The sequence below is a fragment of the Methylobacterium oxalidis genome (assembly GCF_007992195.1).
GTDB lineage: Bacteria > Pseudomonadota > Alphaproteobacteria > Rhizobiales > Beijerinckiaceae > Methylobacterium > Methylobacterium oxalidis.
The window spans coordinates 1-17,301 of record NZ_BJZU01000064.1 but is presented as its reverse complement, the minus strand read 5'-3'; the positions used below and the strand labels follow the sequence as shown (position 1 = coordinate 17,301).

General features: G+C 71.3%; 12 protein-coding genes. 11 read left to right on the top strand and 1 reads right to left on the bottom strand.

All coding sequences use genetic code 11. The annotated features are described in order from the left end of the window. Window positions 1-122: 122 nt before the first annotated feature. On the bottom strand, window positions 123-278 hold the full coding sequence (locus MOX02_RS31285; RefSeq protein WP_170267885.1) for a hypothetical protein: 156 nt from the start codon (window positions 276-278) through the stop codon (window positions 123-125). Window positions 279-758: 480 nt separating this feature from the next. On the opposite strand from MOX02_RS31285, the gene MOX02_RS15875 reads away from it, so the two are divergent. From MOX02_RS15875 to MOX02_RS15825, 11 genes are all read left to right on the top strand, one after another. Next, the gene (locus MOX02_RS15875) at window positions 759-974 is read left to right on the top strand and encodes a hypothetical protein (protein WP_147026766.1); all 216 of its coding nucleotides are present in this window, start codon (window positions 759-761) and stop codon (window positions 972-974) included. A gap of 374 nt (window positions 975-1,348) precedes the next feature. Continuing rightward, window positions 1,349-1,858, top strand: coding sequence for an RNA polymerase sigma factor (locus MOX02_RS15870; protein WP_147026765.1), 510 nt, complete (start codon window positions 1,349-1,351; stop codon window positions 1,856-1,858). Between the two features lie 112 nt (window positions 1,859-1,970). Beyond that, a complete protein-coding gene (locus tag MOX02_RS15865) occupies window positions 1,971-2,900 on the top strand; it encodes a FecR family protein (protein ID WP_147026764.1) in 930 nt (309 codons plus the stop codon). A gap of 148 nt (window positions 2,901-3,048) precedes the next feature. Continuing rightward, entirely contained in the window at window positions 3,049-5,583 is a 2,535-nt protein-coding gene (locus MOX02_RS15860; protein ID WP_147026820.1) for a TonB-dependent receptor, read from the top strand. A 35-nt stretch (window positions 5,584-5,618) separates the two neighbouring features. Continuing rightward, window positions 5,619-7,202: a PepSY-associated TM helix domain-containing protein gene (locus MOX02_RS15855; protein ID WP_147026763.1), complete on the top strand. Its 1,584-nt coding sequence runs from the start codon at window positions 5,619-5,621 to the stop codon at window positions 7,200-7,202. Window positions 7,203-7,575: 373 nt separating this feature from the next. Continuing rightward, a complete protein-coding gene (locus tag MOX02_RS15850; RefSeq protein WP_147026762.1) occupies window positions 7,576-8,505 on the top strand; it encodes an AEC family transporter in 930 nt (309 codons plus the stop codon). 139 nt (window positions 8,506-8,644) lie between these two features. Continuing rightward, entirely contained in the window at window positions 8,645-10,003 is a 1,359-nt protein-coding gene (locus MOX02_RS15845; protein ID WP_147026761.1) for an SWIM zinc finger family protein, read from the top strand. Further along, window positions 10,003-11,601, top strand: a complete 1,599-nt coding sequence (locus tag MOX02_RS15840; RefSeq protein ID WP_147026760.1) for a DUF5691 domain-containing protein — start codon at window positions 10,003-10,005, stop codon at window positions 11,599-11,601. The genes MOX02_RS15845 and MOX02_RS15840 overlap by 1 nt, the downstream gene beginning before the upstream one ends. Continuing rightward, window positions 11,598-12,698: an ATP-binding protein gene (locus MOX02_RS15835; protein WP_147026759.1), complete on the top strand. Its 1,101-nt coding sequence runs from the start codon at window positions 11,598-11,600 to the stop codon at window positions 12,696-12,698. Before MOX02_RS15840 ends, MOX02_RS15835 begins: the two co-directional genes overlap by 4 nt. A gap of 12 nt (window positions 12,699-12,710) precedes the next feature. Beyond that, entirely contained in the window at window positions 12,711-15,071 is a 2,361-nt protein-coding gene (locus MOX02_RS15830; RefSeq protein WP_147026758.1) for a DUF5682 family protein, read from the top strand. Continuing rightward, window positions 15,068-16,249, top strand: coding sequence for a vWA domain-containing protein (locus tag MOX02_RS15825; RefSeq protein ID WP_147026757.1), 1,182 nt, complete (start codon window positions 15,068-15,070; stop codon window positions 16,247-16,249). The genes MOX02_RS15830 and MOX02_RS15825 overlap by 4 nt, the downstream gene beginning before the upstream one ends. Window positions 16,250-17,301: the final 1,052 nt, after the last annotated feature.

The window sequence follows — 17,301 nt, the reverse complement described above, 5'->3', positions numbered from 1 at the left end:
GAGAGCCAGAGGTGGCCCGCAGACTGAATGGCGCAAGGACACGCGTGTCCTTGCGCCCGGCACCGGCGCTGACCGATCGTCGAACAAGCGTCGGGCCGCCGAGCGCTCGGGTCTGGACTCGATCAGCACCGGAAGGCGACGGCGGCGGCCGCAGCGCCCGCTGAGGCGTCGTTGCGGACGCGTTTGTCGTCGTGGGTCGCGATGCGGCGGACGTCCTCGTGACGGTTGACGGTCACCTCGATGCGCCGGCGTTCACGGTAGAGCGTTTTCGTTTTCATCCGGCTCATATCCTGCGGCGGCGAAGACGTCGGCGCACTCGTCGGGCGTGACGGCCTCGACGAGCCGCCACCGTCCCGATCGTCGCCAGTGCAGCCATCCAGCGGATCGCCCCAGCAGCCCCCACCCCGAAGCGCCCGGCCGCCCGTCGGCGCGACGTCGCCCCGCCCGCGTCCACCTCCCGCTCGCGCAGACCCCGGCCGTAGGGTCGCCCCATGCCTCGCGCCTCATCTGGAGCGAGCAGCGGACCCGCCGCGCAGCGATGCGGGAACGGCAGCCACGCGCTTCAGCTCAAGCCGAAAACGCTCCTACAGGGTTTCGGCGGACGCGGAGTGGCGTGATCTGTCCACGAACGTAAGCCCGCGCTATTCGTGGCAGGCTTATTGTTGCTCGGACGAACACTTTAATAAGAATATATCCAATCTAGCCTGCCGCACCAGTATGTCGCTTGAAATCTTGAGGCTGCGCCTCAAGTCGCAATCATGAACATCGATGGGGTTCAGCTTGCCTTGCTGCTTCGTTTGCGGCGAGGGGCAGTCACATTCACCGGCGTTGAAACCGCTGACGAGCAGTTGGCTATGCTGCAGCTATACACCCTCAAGCTGGTCGTGCAGGTCACAAATCGGAAGAAGCGGGGAGCAATGGAGTGGCATCTCACGACCGAGGGGAGGCAGCTTGTTCGTGAATTGCGCCGCTAGCAGAGGGCCACCCCTCATCCGGGGCGAACGTAGCGGTGCGGAAGACAGTGCCATCGCTCCGCAGCCTCACGGATTCATGCAACTCGCTCACTGCCGTTCGCGGCGCAGGCAAAGACGGGCCGGAGCTTGATGCGCTGTGACGCTGCTGCAACGCAGCAGGAGAAAACAGGGGCGAAAATAACGTGTCCTCGGCGTGGATGAAATCCCCGTCGACCGTTTTCAGCAAAAATACAAAGACTTGTCGACGATGCAGAACTCCAGTTTAGAAGAAGTATGAATCTAATAACCTGCTAGTCATCTGCATCCTGCTTGCCCGAACCACCGCGAAGTGCTTCAGCGGTCCTTCGTGATGCAAAGATCCCAGGGCTTCCAGAATGCAGCCGATATCGATCGACGCGCTGCACCGTAGCGAAGGTGTCAAACTTCGGCGCATCCTGTGTCGGCTACTCGGCAATTCCGTCGACGCGGCCGATGCTCACCAGGAAACCTACCTGCGGATGCTGGCTGCGCTCACGCGCACGGACGTCGAGCAGCCATCGGCCTTCCTGTTCCAGATCGCCGGAAACGTCGCGCGGCGGATGCGGAATCGGCAGCGTCTCGAAGGCACGATGTTCCAGGCCCTGAGCGACAGCGAAATGGCTGACATCGTCGATGGATTCGCGCTTCCGGAACGGCAGGCGATGGCCCGGCAGGAACTCAAGCGGCTCGCAGCCGCGGTCGACGCGCTGCCGCCCCGATGCCGCGAGGTGTTTCTGCTCGCCCGCCTCGACGGTATGTCGAACGGCGAGGTCGCGGCACGCCTGCGCATCAGCCGCAACATGGTCGAGAAGCACCTCATCAGGGCGCTTCTGCAGTGTCGCCGACATTGCGGTGATCGACTCTGACAGATGACGTCAGGAATTCTGCGCCTCGTTGATCCTCGATATGGGGACACATCGTCGGGCCGCCCGGGCCTTGGTGAGACCCGGAGGGAGCGGAGCCGTGGCTGAGAGCAGCATGTCCGATCCTCAGCCAGAGAGCAGCGACGATCCGGTCTACGAGGCCGCCGCGGAGTGGGTCGCGCGCCTGTCTTCGTCCGATGCGACCGCTGAGGACCGGGAAGCCTTTGAGGCCTGGCGCGTGGCCGATCCGCGGCATGCCGAGGCATACGCGGAGTTGGACGAGCTGTGGCGCAAGCTCGGCCATTTGGAGGATCCCCGGAAGCGGCGCCGGACTTCGGGACCACTGATCTGCCTGGCCGTCGCGGCCGTGCTCGGCGTCGCTGCTGCAGACCAACTCGGTCTCGTGGACTGGCTGCGATCCGACCTCTGGAGCGGCGTCGGCGACATCGCGCAGGCGACCCTGTCCGATGGCAGCCGTGTCGATCTGAACACCGGCTCGGCGCTCGCGCTCCGCTTCTCGGAGACCGAGCGCGGAATCGAACTCCTGCGCGGCGAGGCATTCTTCGACGTCGCCTCCGACCCGCAGCGCCCGTTCGTCGTGCGCGGCGGCGGCCTGAGCGTCCGGGCCGTGGGCACCTCCTTCTCGGTTCGGGTGGACGGCACCGATACGCCCGTGGATGTCGCCGAGGGGCGCGTCGACGTCTCGGCGTCCGGCCAGCAGGTTCGCGTCTCGGCCGGCGAGGCGGTCCGGCTCGAGCGCGGCACCTCTCTCGCCGTCGTCAAGGCGGACGTGAACCGCGCGACCGCCTGGCGCGAGGGGCGCCTGATCGTCTCGGGCGAGCGCCTGTCCACGGTCCTGGCGGAACTCGGACGCTACCGTCGCGGACGGATCGTCCTCCTCGACTCCCGGGCCGGCGAGCGGCGCGTCACGGGTGCCTTCGACACGCGCAGCACGGACGACGCTCTCGACGCGATCGCGGCGACGATGGGGGTGAGCGTCACGCGATTGACCCCTCTTCTCGTCCTCGTCGGGTCGCCGCTGTGAAAGCCTAAAAAAATCTCGCGACCGGACGTCAGGAGATCGCGGCCTCGTTGATCTCACTCAATAGGGGTCGAGAGAGCGCGAAGCGTGCCGCCCCTTGGAGATGGGGCGTGGGATGGCGGCGCGAGACCGTGAACTCGGATGTGGGCGGCTGGTCGGGACCGCGCTCGCCGGCATGTCGATACTGGTGATGCCCTCTTCCGGGGCGCTCGGCCAGGACACGGGCCGCGCCCCGTCGCGAAAGGACCGCGAGCCGGGCATCATCGCACTCGCCCCGGCGCCTTCGGCCTCACAGGATGCCGAGACGGTCTTCCTGGACATCCCGCAGGGGCCGCTCGAACCGGCACTCGTCGCCTTCACCGAGCAGGCCAGGGTCAAGCTGGTCTACGCCACCGCGTTGACGGCGAAGCTCACGACGAACGGCGTCGCGGGCGTCCTTCAGCCCCTCGAGGCCCTCGGCCGGATTCTCGAGGGCACCGGCCTGGCCCACAAGGCGGTCGGCCCTTCCACGATCACGCTCGTCAATCCGCGCTACGTCCAGTTCGGCGGGGAGGTGCCCGGGGCGGTCACGCTCAGCGAGCTGAGCGTCGAAGGACAGCGGCCAGGATCCGTCGCGGGCCTGCCCCCGGCGAGCGGCACGGTCGGCCAACCCCCTGTTCCCTATGCGGGCGGGCAGGTCGCGACAGGGGCCCGGGTCGGCCTTCTGGGCAACCGTCCCGTCCTGGACACGCCCTTCAACGTCACGAGCTTCACGGACAAGCTGATCCGCGATCAGCAGGCCCGCTCGCTCGCCGACGTCGTCCTGAACGATCCATCCGTGCGCAACGATGCGCCGCCGTTCAGCGAGCGCGACTCGTTCTTCATTCGCGGCTTCTCGGTCACCAACCTCGACACGGCCTTCGACGGCCTGTTCTACATCAACAATCCGCGCCGCAGCCCGCTGGAGGGTATCGAGCGCGTCGAGATCCTGAAGGGGCCGACCGCGCTTCTGAGCGGTGGCGTCGGTCGTGTCGGCGGCACGATCAACCTCATCCCGAAGCGCGCCTTCGACGAGCCGCTGACGCGGATCACCACGACCTATTTCAGCGACGCGCAGGTCGGAACGCACGTCGATCTCGGCCGCCGCTTCGGCGCCTTCAAGGAATGGGGCGTGCGCTTCAACGGCGCCTATCGCAACGGCGCCACCCCGCTGGACAAGAACGCGATCGAGTGGGGCGTCGCCGCGCTCGGCCTCGATTACCGCGGCGAGCGGCTCCGTGCCTCGCTCGACCTGACTCACTCAAGCCAGAACGTGACGGCGCCGACCTCGCTGTTCAACGCGGCCGCGCCGAACATCGTCATCCCCCGGGCACCGAACAACCGGCGCAACACGGCGAGCGCGTTCGAGTACAACGACAGCCGGTACGAGATGGCCGCGGGCCGCGTCGAGTACGACCTCCTGCCCGAGACGACGATCTACGCCGCGGGCGGCATCAGCCGCTATCGCGAGGATTCCCTGAGCTCGTTCTACCAGATCACGAGCAGCACCGGGGCGGCGACGAACACCCTCGCCATCGCACCCACGGAGTTGCAGGGCCTCACCGGCGAGGTGGGATTGCGATCCAACTTCCAGACCGGCTTCATCGGGCATCAGTTCACCGTCTCGGCGGTCGAGGCGAACAACAAGAACTTCTCGCGCGGCTACTTTCCGCCGAGCCTGCCGAGCTTCCGCACCAACATCTACGACCCGGTCCACCTGCCGTTCGGATCGATCGCCACGGCGGGGCTGCCGCGTGCGAGCCGCCAACCCCTCTTCACGGAACTCACGCTGCGCAGCGTGGCCGTGGCCGATACCCTGTCCCTGGGCGATGACCGATTCCTGCTGACGCTGGGCGGCCGCTACCAGGACGTAGCGCTGAGGAGCTTCAACACCCGTCCGGCGGCGAACCAGGGCACGATCGCCTCCAGCTACCAGGAGGGCCGGTTCAGCCCGGCCTTCGCTCTGGTGGTCCGGCCGTTCGAGAACCTCTCGTTCTACGGCAACTACATCGAGTCTCTCTCCGAGGGAGCGACGGCGCCGGCCACGGCCGTCAACGCCAACGAGATCTTCGCGCCCTTCGTGAGCCGCCAGAAGGAGATCGGCGCCAAGTACGATTTCGGAACCGTCGCGCTCACGGCGTCGCTCTTCGAGATCGAGCAGCCGAATGCCTTCACCGATCCCGCGACACGGCGCTTCTCCCTCAGCGGCCTCCAGCGCAACCGCGGCGCCGAATTCGCCGTGTTCGGCGAGCCTGTTCCGGGCGTGCGGCTCCTCGGCGGCGTCACGCTCATCGACGCGCGGCTCGTCAGCACCGCTGGCGGCCAGTTCGACGGGAACGCCGCACCCGGCGTCCCGACGACGGCGTTCAACCTCTACGGCGAGTACGACCTGCCGCCGTGGCTGGCGCCGGGCCTGACGCTGACCGGACGGGCGATCTACACGAGCGGTCAGTTCTACAATCAGGCCAACACCCAGTCGGTCCCCGACTGGACGCGCTTCGATGCCGGCCTGCGCTACGTCTTCCCGGGGGTGAACGGCAAGCCCGTCGTGGTTCGAGCCATCGTCGAGAACATCCTCGACGATTCGTACTGGGCCTCCGCCGCCCGCGGCTTCCTGGCGGTCGGAGCACCGCGCACGTTCATCGTCTCCGCGCAAGTCGACTTCTAGAGGAGCGTCTCCGGACATCGGCGCCTTGACCGACCATGCATAAGGGCTTCCGGCAATCGATGGCGTGGCTGCACACGTGGTCCGGCCTCGTGGTCGGCTGGGTGCTGTTCGCCGTCTTCGTCACCGGCACGGCGAGCTACTACCGGCCCGAGATCACCCGCTGGATGCAGCCTGAGCTGCACAGCCGGGAGGCATTCGGCCCGGACGCCCTCGCGGCGGCTGTCGAGCGCGGCGTCGCCTACATGCACGTGCACGCGGACGGGGCGCGGGCATGGTTCATCACGCCGCCGCGGCCGGACAAGCCGGTGGTCGAGCTCTTCTGGCGGCGGGGAGCCGGTCAGGCTCCGGGCCACGTCCTGCTCGACCCGGAGACGGGCGCACCCGCCGCCGTGCGCGACACGCGGGGCGGCGACTTCCTCTACCAGTTCCACTTCGAGCTCAACCTGCCGCCCCTGTGGGGGCGCTGGATCGTCGGCATCTGCACGATGATCCTGCTCGTCTCCCTCGTCTCCGGCATCATCACGCACCGGCGCATCTTCGCGGACTTCTTCACCTTCCGGCGGAACAGGTCCCACCAGCGCGGCTGGCTCGACGCGCACAACGTCACGGGCGTGCTGGCGCTGCCCTTTCACCTGATGATCACCTACACCGGTCTGATCACGCTCTCGTTGATGTACATGCCCTGGGGCGTCACGGCGGCCTACAAGGGCAACGCGCAGGCGATGTTTGCCGAGAGCGGTCAGATCGCGCGGCCACGACCGCCCGTGGGGCAGCCCGGCACCCTGGCCCCGGTCGGACCGATGGTGCTCAATGCGATGGCGCGCGTCCGCGAGCCGCTGGAGCGCGTCTCGATCCAGAATCCGCGCGACGCGAACGCGACCGTGATCGTGCTGTTCGAGGAGCCGCACGGCCTCTCCCACCAGCATCCCCAGGTCGCCTTCGACGGAACCACGGGTGCGGTCGCGCAGATCGTGGCCGCCGAGTTGAAGCCCGCCACCAAGACCGTCGCGACGATGATCGGCCTTCACGAGGCGCATTTCGCCGGTCCGCTCCTGCGCGCCCTGTTCTTCCTGTGCGGGCTGCTGGGCTGCGCCGTCTCGGCAACCGGCCTCATCCTCTGGACGATGGCCCGCGTGCCGGCGCCCGGCGCGCGCGCGAGCCTCGGTCTGCGGCTCGTCCGGGCTCTGAACATCGGGGCGGTGGCCGGCCTGTCGGCGGCAGTGGCGGTCTACTTTCTCTCCAACCGTCTCCTGCCCACGGACCTTGTCGGTCGTGCCGATTGGGAGGTCCGTGCCTTCTTCGGGACATGGATCATCGCGGCGCTGGTGCCGCTCGTTCGTCCGCAGCGCCGGGCGTGGTGCGAGAGTCTGGCCGGCGCGGCGGTGCTGTATTTCGCCGTCGTCGCGGCCGACATCCTGACGATAGCGGAGCATCCGCTGCGCGGATCCGGCGGCGATCTGCTGCTCGCGTGGTTCGACGGGCTGATGCTGCTGCTCGCGGTCCTGTTCGCCGCCGCGGCACGCAAGATCCTGCGCCGTGAGGTGCTGCGCGGAGCGCGAGCGATCAGAGCGGACGCAGCTCCTGCCCCCGCATCCCCGATCGGAGCGCGCGGCACGTGACCTGCTGCGTCAGGTAGCGGGCAAGGGTGCCCGAAGCGCATTGAGCGGTGCCCCTCCCTGCATCCAGCCGTGAGCCCGCTTCAGAATTCGGCGACGCATGCCCTGAACGGCACGAATGGGCGCGAAACGATCGAAATCGAGCACGACCAGGCGCCCTATCCGGATGCCACCGGGACCGGCTCGCGCCTCGCGGTCGTCGGCTTTCCGGCGGACGGGGCCGACGGCCGATCGCATCCGCCGCGCAGGCCCGCCGCCGAGGTGCGGACAGGTAGGCCGAGAGGAATTTTCCCTCGCATCGGTACGGTGTTAGGCAGCCGCTCTGCTCGGCCCGATGGGCGGACGACTCCCTCTCTGAAGCCCTCGGAGGCAGATCATGACCGGCGCCGTCCTTCTCGCCCTCCTGCCCGTCGTCATCCTGACCGCGCTCGGGATGGTGCTGCGGCATTCCCGGTTCCTGGAGGACGCCTTCTGGCCGCAGGCCGAGCGGCTCGCGTACTTCGTCCTGCTCCCGTGCCTCTTCTTCCACGGCCTCGCGACCGCGCAGCTCGAGGCGCTGCCCGTGCGGGAACTCGCCCTGACGCTCATCCTCTCGACCCTCGCCGTCGCCGCGCTCGTCGTCGCCGCGCGACCGCTCATGAAGCTGGAGGGGCCGGCGTTCACGTCGGTGTTCCAGGGCAGCGTGCGCTTCAACAACTACGTCGGCGTGACCCTGGCGGCCGGGCTGTTCGGCGCGAAGGGCATCGCCCTGGCGGCGATCTGCAATGCCGCCATCGTGCCCACGGTGAACATCCTCTGCGTGCTCGTGTTCGCCCGGTACGGCTCCGCGAGACTGACCCGGGCCGGCCTCCTCCGGCAGCTCGTGACGAACCCGCTGGTCGTCGGCTCCCTCGGCGGCATCACGTTCCAGATGCTCGGGCTAGGCATCCCTGCGGGGGTCGAGCCGGCCATGCGCGCCCTGGGGGCGGCCTCGCTGCCGCTCGGCCTTCTCTGCATCGGCGCGGCGCTCGAGTTCCGCTCGGTGCGGCACTGGATGGGGCCGGTCGCCTCGTCCTCCGCCATGAAGTTCCTCGCGATGCCGATCGTCACGCTTCTGGTCGCCACCGCGCTCGGGTTGAAGGGGCCGGCGCTGACGACGGCGCTCCTGTTCCAAGCCCTGCCGACCGCCTCGTCCGCCTACATCCTGGCGCGGCAGCTCGGCGGCGACGCCGCCCTCATGGCCGGCATCACCGCGACGCAGACCGTCCTGGCCTTCGCGGCGATCCCCCTGGTTCTGATCGGCCTCGGCACTGTCGTTCAGCCTTGATGTCCGGCCGCTACGAGGACACGGCACGCGCGCGGCGCGGGCCGCCTACGGGGCGCGGGCGGGAGCCGGCTTTGACAAGGCCGTCGATCTTCTGAACGGTCGCGCCGACCGCCGAATCAGGAGCCCAGCGTCCTTCCGCATGAGCCTGACCGCAGCCCAGATCCTCGATCTCGCGCCCGACGCATCGAGCCGCAAGGCCGGTCAGGATCAGGCGAAGCCGGCGAAGTGGCTCGGGCTCGGACGCGCCGGCACGCTCGTCTGGGGCGAGATCAAGGGCAGCGGAGCCGCGCCCTACCGCACGGTCGCGGATCTCGGCGGCCCCGCCTCGAAATGCACCTGCCCGAGTCGGAAGTTTCCCTGCAAGCACGCGCTCGGGCTGATGCTCGTGGACGCCGCGGGCACGCTCCCCGAGGCCGAACCGCCGGACTGGGCCGCCGCCTGGGCGAAGGGGCGCGAGGGCCGCGCCGCCGCCGAGGCGAGGACCTGCGAGCCGGCCAAGCCCGTCGACGAGCGGGCGCAGGCCAAGCGGCGGCAAGCGCGCGAGGATCGCGTCGCGGCCGCCCTCGACGAGCTCGATCTCTGGCTCCGCGACCTGATGCGCCGCGGCCTCGCGGGCGCCAGGGCCGAGCCCTACGCCTTCTGGGACCGGATGGCCGGCCGCCTCGTGGACGGTCAGGCACCCGGCCTCGCTCGCCGCGTGCGCGCCCTGCCGGGGTTCGCCGCCGCGGGCGCGCGGCCTGGCGCGGCGGGACCCGAGGCGGCGCTGGCGCTCGGGATCGGCCGGCTCGCGCTGCTCGCGCGGGCGGCGCGCCGTCTCGACGCGCTCGACCCCGGGCAGGCCGCGGGCGTGCGCGCCGCCATCGGCTTCCCCGTCTCCGCCGAGGAGATGGCGGCCCGGCCCGACCACACAGACGAATGGGCGGTGCTCGCCCACGCGGTCGAGGAGGAGGACAAGCTCACCGCGCGCAGCGTCTGGCTCGCCGGGCGCGGCTCGGGCGCCCTCGCGCAGGTGATCGAGTACGGCACGGGCGGCGCGCCCCTGCCGCCGGCTCCGGCCGCGGGCCAGGATTTCGGCGGCGCGCTCGCCTTCCATCCGGGGGATCCCCCCTTGCGCGCCGTGTTTCGCGAGGGCCGTGCCGGGCCGGCGCGCGCCGCGAGCCTGCCGGGGGCGGGAAGCGTCGCCGCGGCGCTCGACGGCTATGCCGGCGCCCTCGCGCGGGCGCCCTGGACGGAGCGCTGGCCCCTGCGGCTGGCGGGCGTGCGGCTCGGTCGCCTCACCGACGGGCAGGCGCTGGCGGCGGGCGACGCGACGGGCTGCCTGGCGCTGCGGGCCGGTCCGCACCTGCCCGCCCTGGTTTCGGTGGCGGCGGGCGCACCGGTCGACCTGTTCGGCCTCTACGACGGGTTCGGGCTCGAGGCCCTCGCGCTGGTGGCCGGCGGCCACCTCTACGCGGTGCCCGCGCGGGACGCGCGTCCGATCCTGATGCGGGCGGCCTGATGGAGGGGATTGGGCAGGCCGCCGACGGCTGGGAGGCGGCGCTCGCGACCGCCCTGCTCGGGGCGGACCGGGCACCGACAGGTCTCGCGGGCGCTCCCCTCGAGCCCTGGGGCGAGCCCGGCCCGGCCTCGGATCCCGGTGCCACCCTCCTGGCGCGGCTCGCGGGCCACGGCGTTCGTCACCTCGCCGGACGGGCCCTGGCGCCCGGGCTGCTCGTCCCGGCCGAGCCCCGGCCGCCGGCCGGGCCGGAATGCCCGTCCGCCGCGGCGGCGCGCCTCGCCCTGCTGCTGTCGGGCGGCGCCCGCGACAGGCTCGCGGAGTGGTGCGGGCTCGCCGCCGCGGCCGGGGTGCGGGCCCCGCCCTGGCTGGTGCCGGCGCTCGCCGCGCACCGCGCCGACCTCGCCGAGGCGGTCGGGCGGATCGCCGGCTCCGAGCTCGCCTGGCTCGACCGGGCCTGTGCGGACAACCCGGCCGAGGCGGCCGAGCCTGTCTCGGGCGACTGGAGCGAGGGCAGCCCGTCCGAGCGCCGAACGGCGTTCCTCGCCGTCCGCGCCGACGCGCCGGAGGCCGCGCGCGCGGCGCTCGAGGCCGCGTTCCGGACCGAGAAGGCGGAGATCCGCCAGAGCCTCGTTGCGGCCCTGGAGGTGGGCCTGTCCGAGGCGGACGCGCCCTTCCTCGAGATCTGCCTCGACGACCGCGCCTCGGGCGTGCGCGCCGCGGCGCAGCGCCTGCTCTCGCGTCTGCCGCGCTCCCTCCTCGCCTCCCGCATGGCGGCGCGGGCGCAGGCGGCGCTCGCGATCACCGCCAAGCGCCGGCTCTTCGGCGGGACCACGCACGCGCTGGCGGTGACCCTGCCGGAGGAATCGCCGATGCTCGCCCGCGACGGCGTGGAGCCGCGCGCCTACGAGAGGCGGGGCGGCGGGACGGGGGCCGGGCTCCTGCGGGAGATCCTGGGCGCGGCGCCGCTCCACGCCTTCGCCGAGCACCCGCCCCGGCTCTGGATCGAGCTGGCCCTGCGCAGCGAGTGGTCCGACCCGATCATCGAGGGCTTCCTCGCCGCCGTGCGCCGCGAGGGCGACGCGGACTGGGCGCGCGCGCTGGCCACGGTGCTGGGCGAGGCCCATGCGGGGCGCCTCTCCGGCGTCCGGCCAACCGACCCGCTCCGCGAGGTCTGGGCGAGGGCCGCCGGGCTCCTGCCGGCGGCGGAGTGGGAGCGGCTGGTTGAGGCTGCGTTCCGCGGCGGCGAGGCCGAGACGATCCTCGCCCATCTCGGCCACGGACCGGCCGCCTTCTCGGAGCGCTTCACCGCCGCCCATCTCGACTGGCTCGCCGCCGTCACCCGCGGCGCCCGGGCCGACCGCGACGCGCTGGCCCGGAGCTGGATGATCGACCGCCTCGCCGAGCGGGCCCACCCCGACGCGGAGGCCGCGGCCTCGGCCGCCGCCCTCCTCGCCCGCCTGCCCGACGAGACGCCCGAGGATCCCGACGGGCGCCTGCGCCGGCAGGTCGCGCGCCTCGCCGAGACGCTCGAGCTGCGCGCCGCGATGCGTCGCGAGTTCGAACCCTTCACCATCGCAGCGGAGAACGCCCGGGCATGACCTCGACGAACGGGAGCGGGGCCGCGCAGCTGCGCCGGGCCGCCGAGGACGCCTTCGCGGAGGAGATCGAGGCGCTTCGCGGGGCCGACGACAGGCCGCGCCCGCCGAACTGGCAGATGTCGCCGCAGGCGGTGGTCACCTACCTGCTGGGCGGGCGCCTGCCCTCCGGCTTCGTCGTGACCCCGAAATACATCGGCGACCGGCGGCTCATGGAGATCGCCGTGGCGACGCTCGCCACCGACCGGGCGCTGCTGCTGCTCGGGGTGCCCGGCACCGCCAAGAGCTGGGTCAGCGAGCACCTCGCGGCGGCGATCAGCGGCACCTCCCGCCTCATCGTGCAGGGCACGGCCGGCACCAGCGAGGAGGCGATCCGCTACGGCTGGAACTACGCGCTCCTGCTCGCCAAGGGCCCGAGCCGCGAGGCGGTGGTCGGCTCGCCCGTCATGCGCGCGATGAGCGAGGGCCGCATTGCCCGCGTCGAGGAGCTGACGCGGATCCCCTCCGAGACGCAGGACAGCTTCATCACCATCCTGTCCGAGAAGACCCTGCCGATCCCGGAACTCAACGAGGAGGTTTCCGCCCGGAAGGGCTTCAACGTGATCGCGACGGCGAACAACCGCGACCGCGGCGTCAACGAGCTGTCGAGCGCGCTCAAGCGCCGCTTCAACACCGTGGTGCTGCCGCCGCCGGCCACCATCGAGGCCGAGATCGCCATCGTGGAGAGCCGGGTAGCCGCCCTCGGCCGCGCCTTCGAGATCCCGGCCGAGCCGCCGGGCGCCGAACAGATCCGGCGCGTCGTCACGATCTTTCGCGAGTTGCGGGAGGGGGTCACCGCGGACGGCAAGAGCAAGGTGAAGCAGCCCTCCGGCACCCTCTCCACCGCCGAGGCGATCAGCGTGGTGGGCAACGGGCTGGCGCTGGCGGCCCATTTCGGCGACGGCCGGCTCTCGGCCCACGACCTCGTCTCCGGCATCAGCGGCGCGGTGGTGAAGGACCCCGTCCAGGACGCCATCGTCTGGCGGGAATACCTTGAGACCGTGGTCAAGGAGCGCGCCGACTGGAAGGATCTCTACCGGGCCGCCCGGGAGACCGCCTGACGGGGCGCTCCGATGTCCGAGATCCGCCTCTTCGGCATCCGCCATCACGGGCCCGGCTCCGCCCGCTCGCTGCGCGCGGCCCTGGACGCCTTCGAGCCCGATTGCCTGCTGATCGAGGGACCGCCGGACGCCGAGGCGCTGATCCCGCTCGCCGCGCAGTCGGGCATGGTGCCGCCCGTGGCGCTCCTCGTCTACCGGCCCGACCGGCCGCGGGACTGCGCCTTCTTCCCCTACGCGGGCTTCTCGCCCGAATGGGTGGCCCTGCAGGGCGCCCTGGCGTCGGGGATCGCGGTGCGGTTCATCGACCTCCCGCACGCGATCCAGCTCGCCGACGGGTTCGGACCGCCGGGCGTTGCGCCGCCCGGGATGCCCGAGCCCTCGTCGGAGGACGAGGCCGGGCCGATCGACGGGGGTCCCGCCGCCCCGGCGGCCGACGCGCAGGCCGGGGACGCGGCCGGGGACGATCCGGAGGTCCCGGCGCCGGCGCCCGCCGCCCTCCGGCGCGACCCGCTCGGCGAGCTCGCGCAGGCCGCGGGCTACCCGGACGGCGAGCGCTGGTGGGACGCCCTCGTGGAGAGCCGGGCGGGTGCGGACGGCGACGTGTTCGGCGCCATCGCCGAGGCGATGACGGCGCTGCGCGAGCAGGCCGAGCCCGACCCCGGCGAGCGTTTCCGGGAGGAGGCGCGCGAGGCGCACATGCGGCAGGCCATCCGCCGGGCCGCGAAGGAGGGCTTCGCGCGGGTCGCCGTGGTCTGCGGCGCCTGGCACGTCCCGGCGCTCGCCCTGCACGACGCCAGGGGCCGGGCGGGCGCCGACGCCGCGACGCTGAAGGGCCTTCCGAAGACCAAGATCGCCTGTGCCTGGGCGCCCTGGTCCTACGAGCGGCTTGCGACGGCGTCGGGCTACCGGGCCGGCGTGCTCTCGCCCGAGTGGTACGACACCCTGTGGAACCACGAGGGGCAGGTGGCCGCCCGCTGGCTCGCCCGGGCCGCCGCGCTCCTGCGCGAGGCCGACCTCGACGCCTCGCCGGCCTCCGTGATCGAGGCCGCGCGGCTCGCCGAGGCGCTCGCCGGCTTCCGCGGCCGGGCGCGGCCCTCGCTGGACGACCTCGACGAGGCGGCGCAGGCGACCCTGTGCTTCGCGGACCCGGGCCCGATGGCCCTGATCCGGCGCAAGCTCGTCATCGGCGAGCGCCTCGGCGCGACGCCGCCCGGCAGTCCCGGCACGCCGGTCGAGGCCGATTTCGAGGCGCAGTGCCGCCGCCTGCGCCTCAAGCCCGGCGCGGATGCGGGCGAGATCGTCCTGGATCTGCGCAAGGAGACAGACCTCGCCCGCAGCCATTTCCTCAACCGCCTCCACCTCATCGGCATACCCTGGGGCGACCGGCGGCAGGCGCGCGGCCGCGGCACCTTCAAGGAGAGCTGGTTTCTTGCCTGGCAGCCCGAGTGGGTGGTGGAGCTCGTCGCCGCCTCCGCCGAGGGCGGCACCGTGGCCGAGGCGGCGGCGGGCCGGGTCCGCGCCGCCGCGCGGCGCGCCGAGCGGGTGGCCGAGCTCGCCGGGCTGATCGGGACGCTTCTCGACGCCGACCTCGGGGCGGCGGGGGCCGAGGTGGTGCAGGCCCTCGACGACCGCGCCGCGGTCTCGGCCGACGTGTTCGACCTGATGGAGGCGCTGCCGCCCCTGGCCGAGCTCGCCCGCTACGGCTCGGTCCGCTCTTCCGACACCGCCCCCGTCCTGGCGGTGGTGCACGGGCTCGTGCCGCGCGCGGCCGCCGGGCTGGTCGCCGCCTGCCAGAGCCTCGACGACGAGGCGGCGGCCGCCGCCACGGCGCGCATCGTCGCCGTCTCGGGGGCCGTGGCGCTCCTGGAGGAGTCCGGCCTCCGGGCGACCTGGCAGGAGGCGCTGCGCATGCTCGCCGACCAGGAGCACGTCCACGGCCGCGTCGTCGGGCGGGCGGTGCGCCTCCTCTACGACGCGCGCGTACTCTGCGCCGACGAGGCCGGCGACCGCCTCCACCGCGCCCTGTCGCGGGCGGCCGGCGCGACCGCGGCCGCGGCCTGGATCGAGGGCTTCCTCGAGGAGAGCGGCGCCGCCCTGATCCACGGGCAGGGCCTGCTCGCCGTCATCGACGCGTGGCTCTGCGGCCTCGACGCGCAGACCTTCGACGAGCTGCTGCCGCTGGTGCGCCGGACCTTCGCGACGATCGTTCCGGCCGAGCGGCGGGCGATCGGCGAGGCGCTCGCCCGGCCGGGCGGCCGGACGGAGGCGGGTGGCCCCGGAACCGGCTTCGACGCGCAGCGGGCCGACCGGGTCCTGCCCATCCTGCGCCTGCTCCTCGGGCCCGAACACGCGACCACGGAGGACGCCTCGTGAGCGAGCCGGTGGAGGAGAGCGAGCGCTTGCGCCGATGGCGCCTCGTGCTCGGCGGCGGCCAGGCCGAGGGCACCGGCTGCGCGCTCGGCGAGCGGGACCGGCGCATCGACCGGGCGCTCGGCGCCCTCTACGATTCCGACCGCTCCGGCGGGCTCGGCAGCTCCGCCCCGTCCGTGCCGCGCTGGCTCGGCGACATCCGCGCGTACTTCCCGGCCTCGGTGGTGCAGGTGCTGCAGCGGGACGCCTTCGAGCGGCTCGACCTCAAGCGCATGCTGGCCGAGCCCGAGATGCTGGAGGCGGTCGTGCCCGACGTCGCCCTCGTCTCGACGCTGATCGCGATGCGCGGCCTGCTCGGTGGCCGCACCCGGGAGACCGCCCGCCTCGTCGTCGGCAAGGTCGTCGAGGCGCTGCTGCGCAAGCTCGAGGAGCCCCTGCGGCAGGCGGTGAACGGGGCGATCGACCGCGCCAGCGTCAACCGCCGCCCGCGCCACGCCGAGATCGACTGGAACCGGACCATCCGGGCGAACCTGCGCCACTATCAGGCCGAGTACCGCACCATCATCCCCGAGACGCGCCTCGGCCACGGGCGCAAGAGCCGCGGCTCGCTCAAGGACGTGGTGCTGTGCATCGACCAGTCCGGCTCGATGGCGAACTCCGTGGTCTACGCGAGCATCTTCGGCGCGGTGATGGCCTCGCTGCCCGCGGTCTCGACCCGGCTCGTGGTCTTCGACACCGAGGTGGTCGACCTGTCCGACTCCCTCGACGATCCGGTCGAGGTCCTGTTCTCGGTCCAGCTTGGCGGCGGCACCGACATCAACCGCGCGGTCGGGTACTGCGAGTCGCGCATCACGCGGCCGGAGGACACGATCCTCGTGCTGATCTCCGATCTCTACGAGGGCGGCGTCGCGGCCGGGTTGCTCGCCCGGGCCCAGCGCCTCGTGGCCTCGGGCGTGCAGATGATGGCCCTGCTCGCCCTCTCCGACGAGGGCGCGCCCACCTACGACCGGGCGCTCGCGGCCCGACTCGCCAGCCTCGGCGTGCCGGCCTTCGCCTGCACGCCGGACCTCTTCCCCGACATGATGGCCGCGGCGATCCGAAAGCAGGATCTCGGGGCCTGGGCAGCGCGGGCCGGCATCGCGGCGGTGCCGGCCGACCCCGGCGTCGGCGCGGATGCATGAGCGGGAACGCCCGCGTCCGGCCTCACCCCGCAAGGGGCGCCGGTGCGGGCGCGGCCTCGCCCAGCCGAACGGGTTGCCGGGACGCTGAACGCCCTCTCCGAACCCAGACCCGCCGCCTCCGGGGCTGAAGGCCGCCGCGGATGCCGCCAACGCCGCCGGACCAGACTTCCTGGCGAACGAGAGCCGTCAGATCCGGACGCCGGACGGCATCTCGGGCTTCATCCGGTTGCGCCTCGCCAAGCCCGATCTGCCCGTGGGAAGCCACGGGGACGCTCGGCTGATCGACCCGAGTCGGAACATCCAGCGACGCTTCGAGCACCGGAGCCATCGCGATGGCCATAGGATTTTATACAAGGGTGATGAAGGCGATTTTGCCGAAGCGCCTGCCGTAAACGACTGATTTTGCCCAAGCTGATTGCCAGATTATCCCGTCGATTGACTCGAATTGTGAAAAGTTTCAAGCTCGGATCCAGTGTCGCGCACGGCTCCTGTGCAACACCGAGACCGATCTGACGGATTTCCGACCTGCGAAGTAAAGCTCAAGAAGAAACGGCGAGGCCATTCGACCTCGCCGTGATCAATAAGCTCCAGAGCGGTCCAGGCTGAAGAGCCGTCAGATCCAGTCGCAAACAGGAGTGAGCGTAAACATCGCCACAGGCCAGTCAATATCGTAATGAGAGAAATCGGCGGTGTCATAAAAATTAAGTCTCAAGACAAAACTTCTATTTCTAGCTGGCCAATTTGTTCGATCGGAGATTGATTTCTATTGCTCTCACTTATCGATGTTCAAATATTTATGTTTTGCTTATTGCAATTACCGTAAGAGCCGATATCTATGTGCTGGTTAGGCAGATGAACCTGCATCAATGGCGGGAAAACTGCCGGCCAGAGCAGACAGAGAAACAGCTTCGATCGTGTCGCTGACCGGTCTGCAGAAAATCCACGGAGGAACCATGAGAGCGGTCCATCTTCTCGCACTCGGTGCAGGGCTCGCAGCCGTGCCCGCACTCGCCAATGAGAGCGTCACGAAGGGCATCAACAATCCGGCCGAA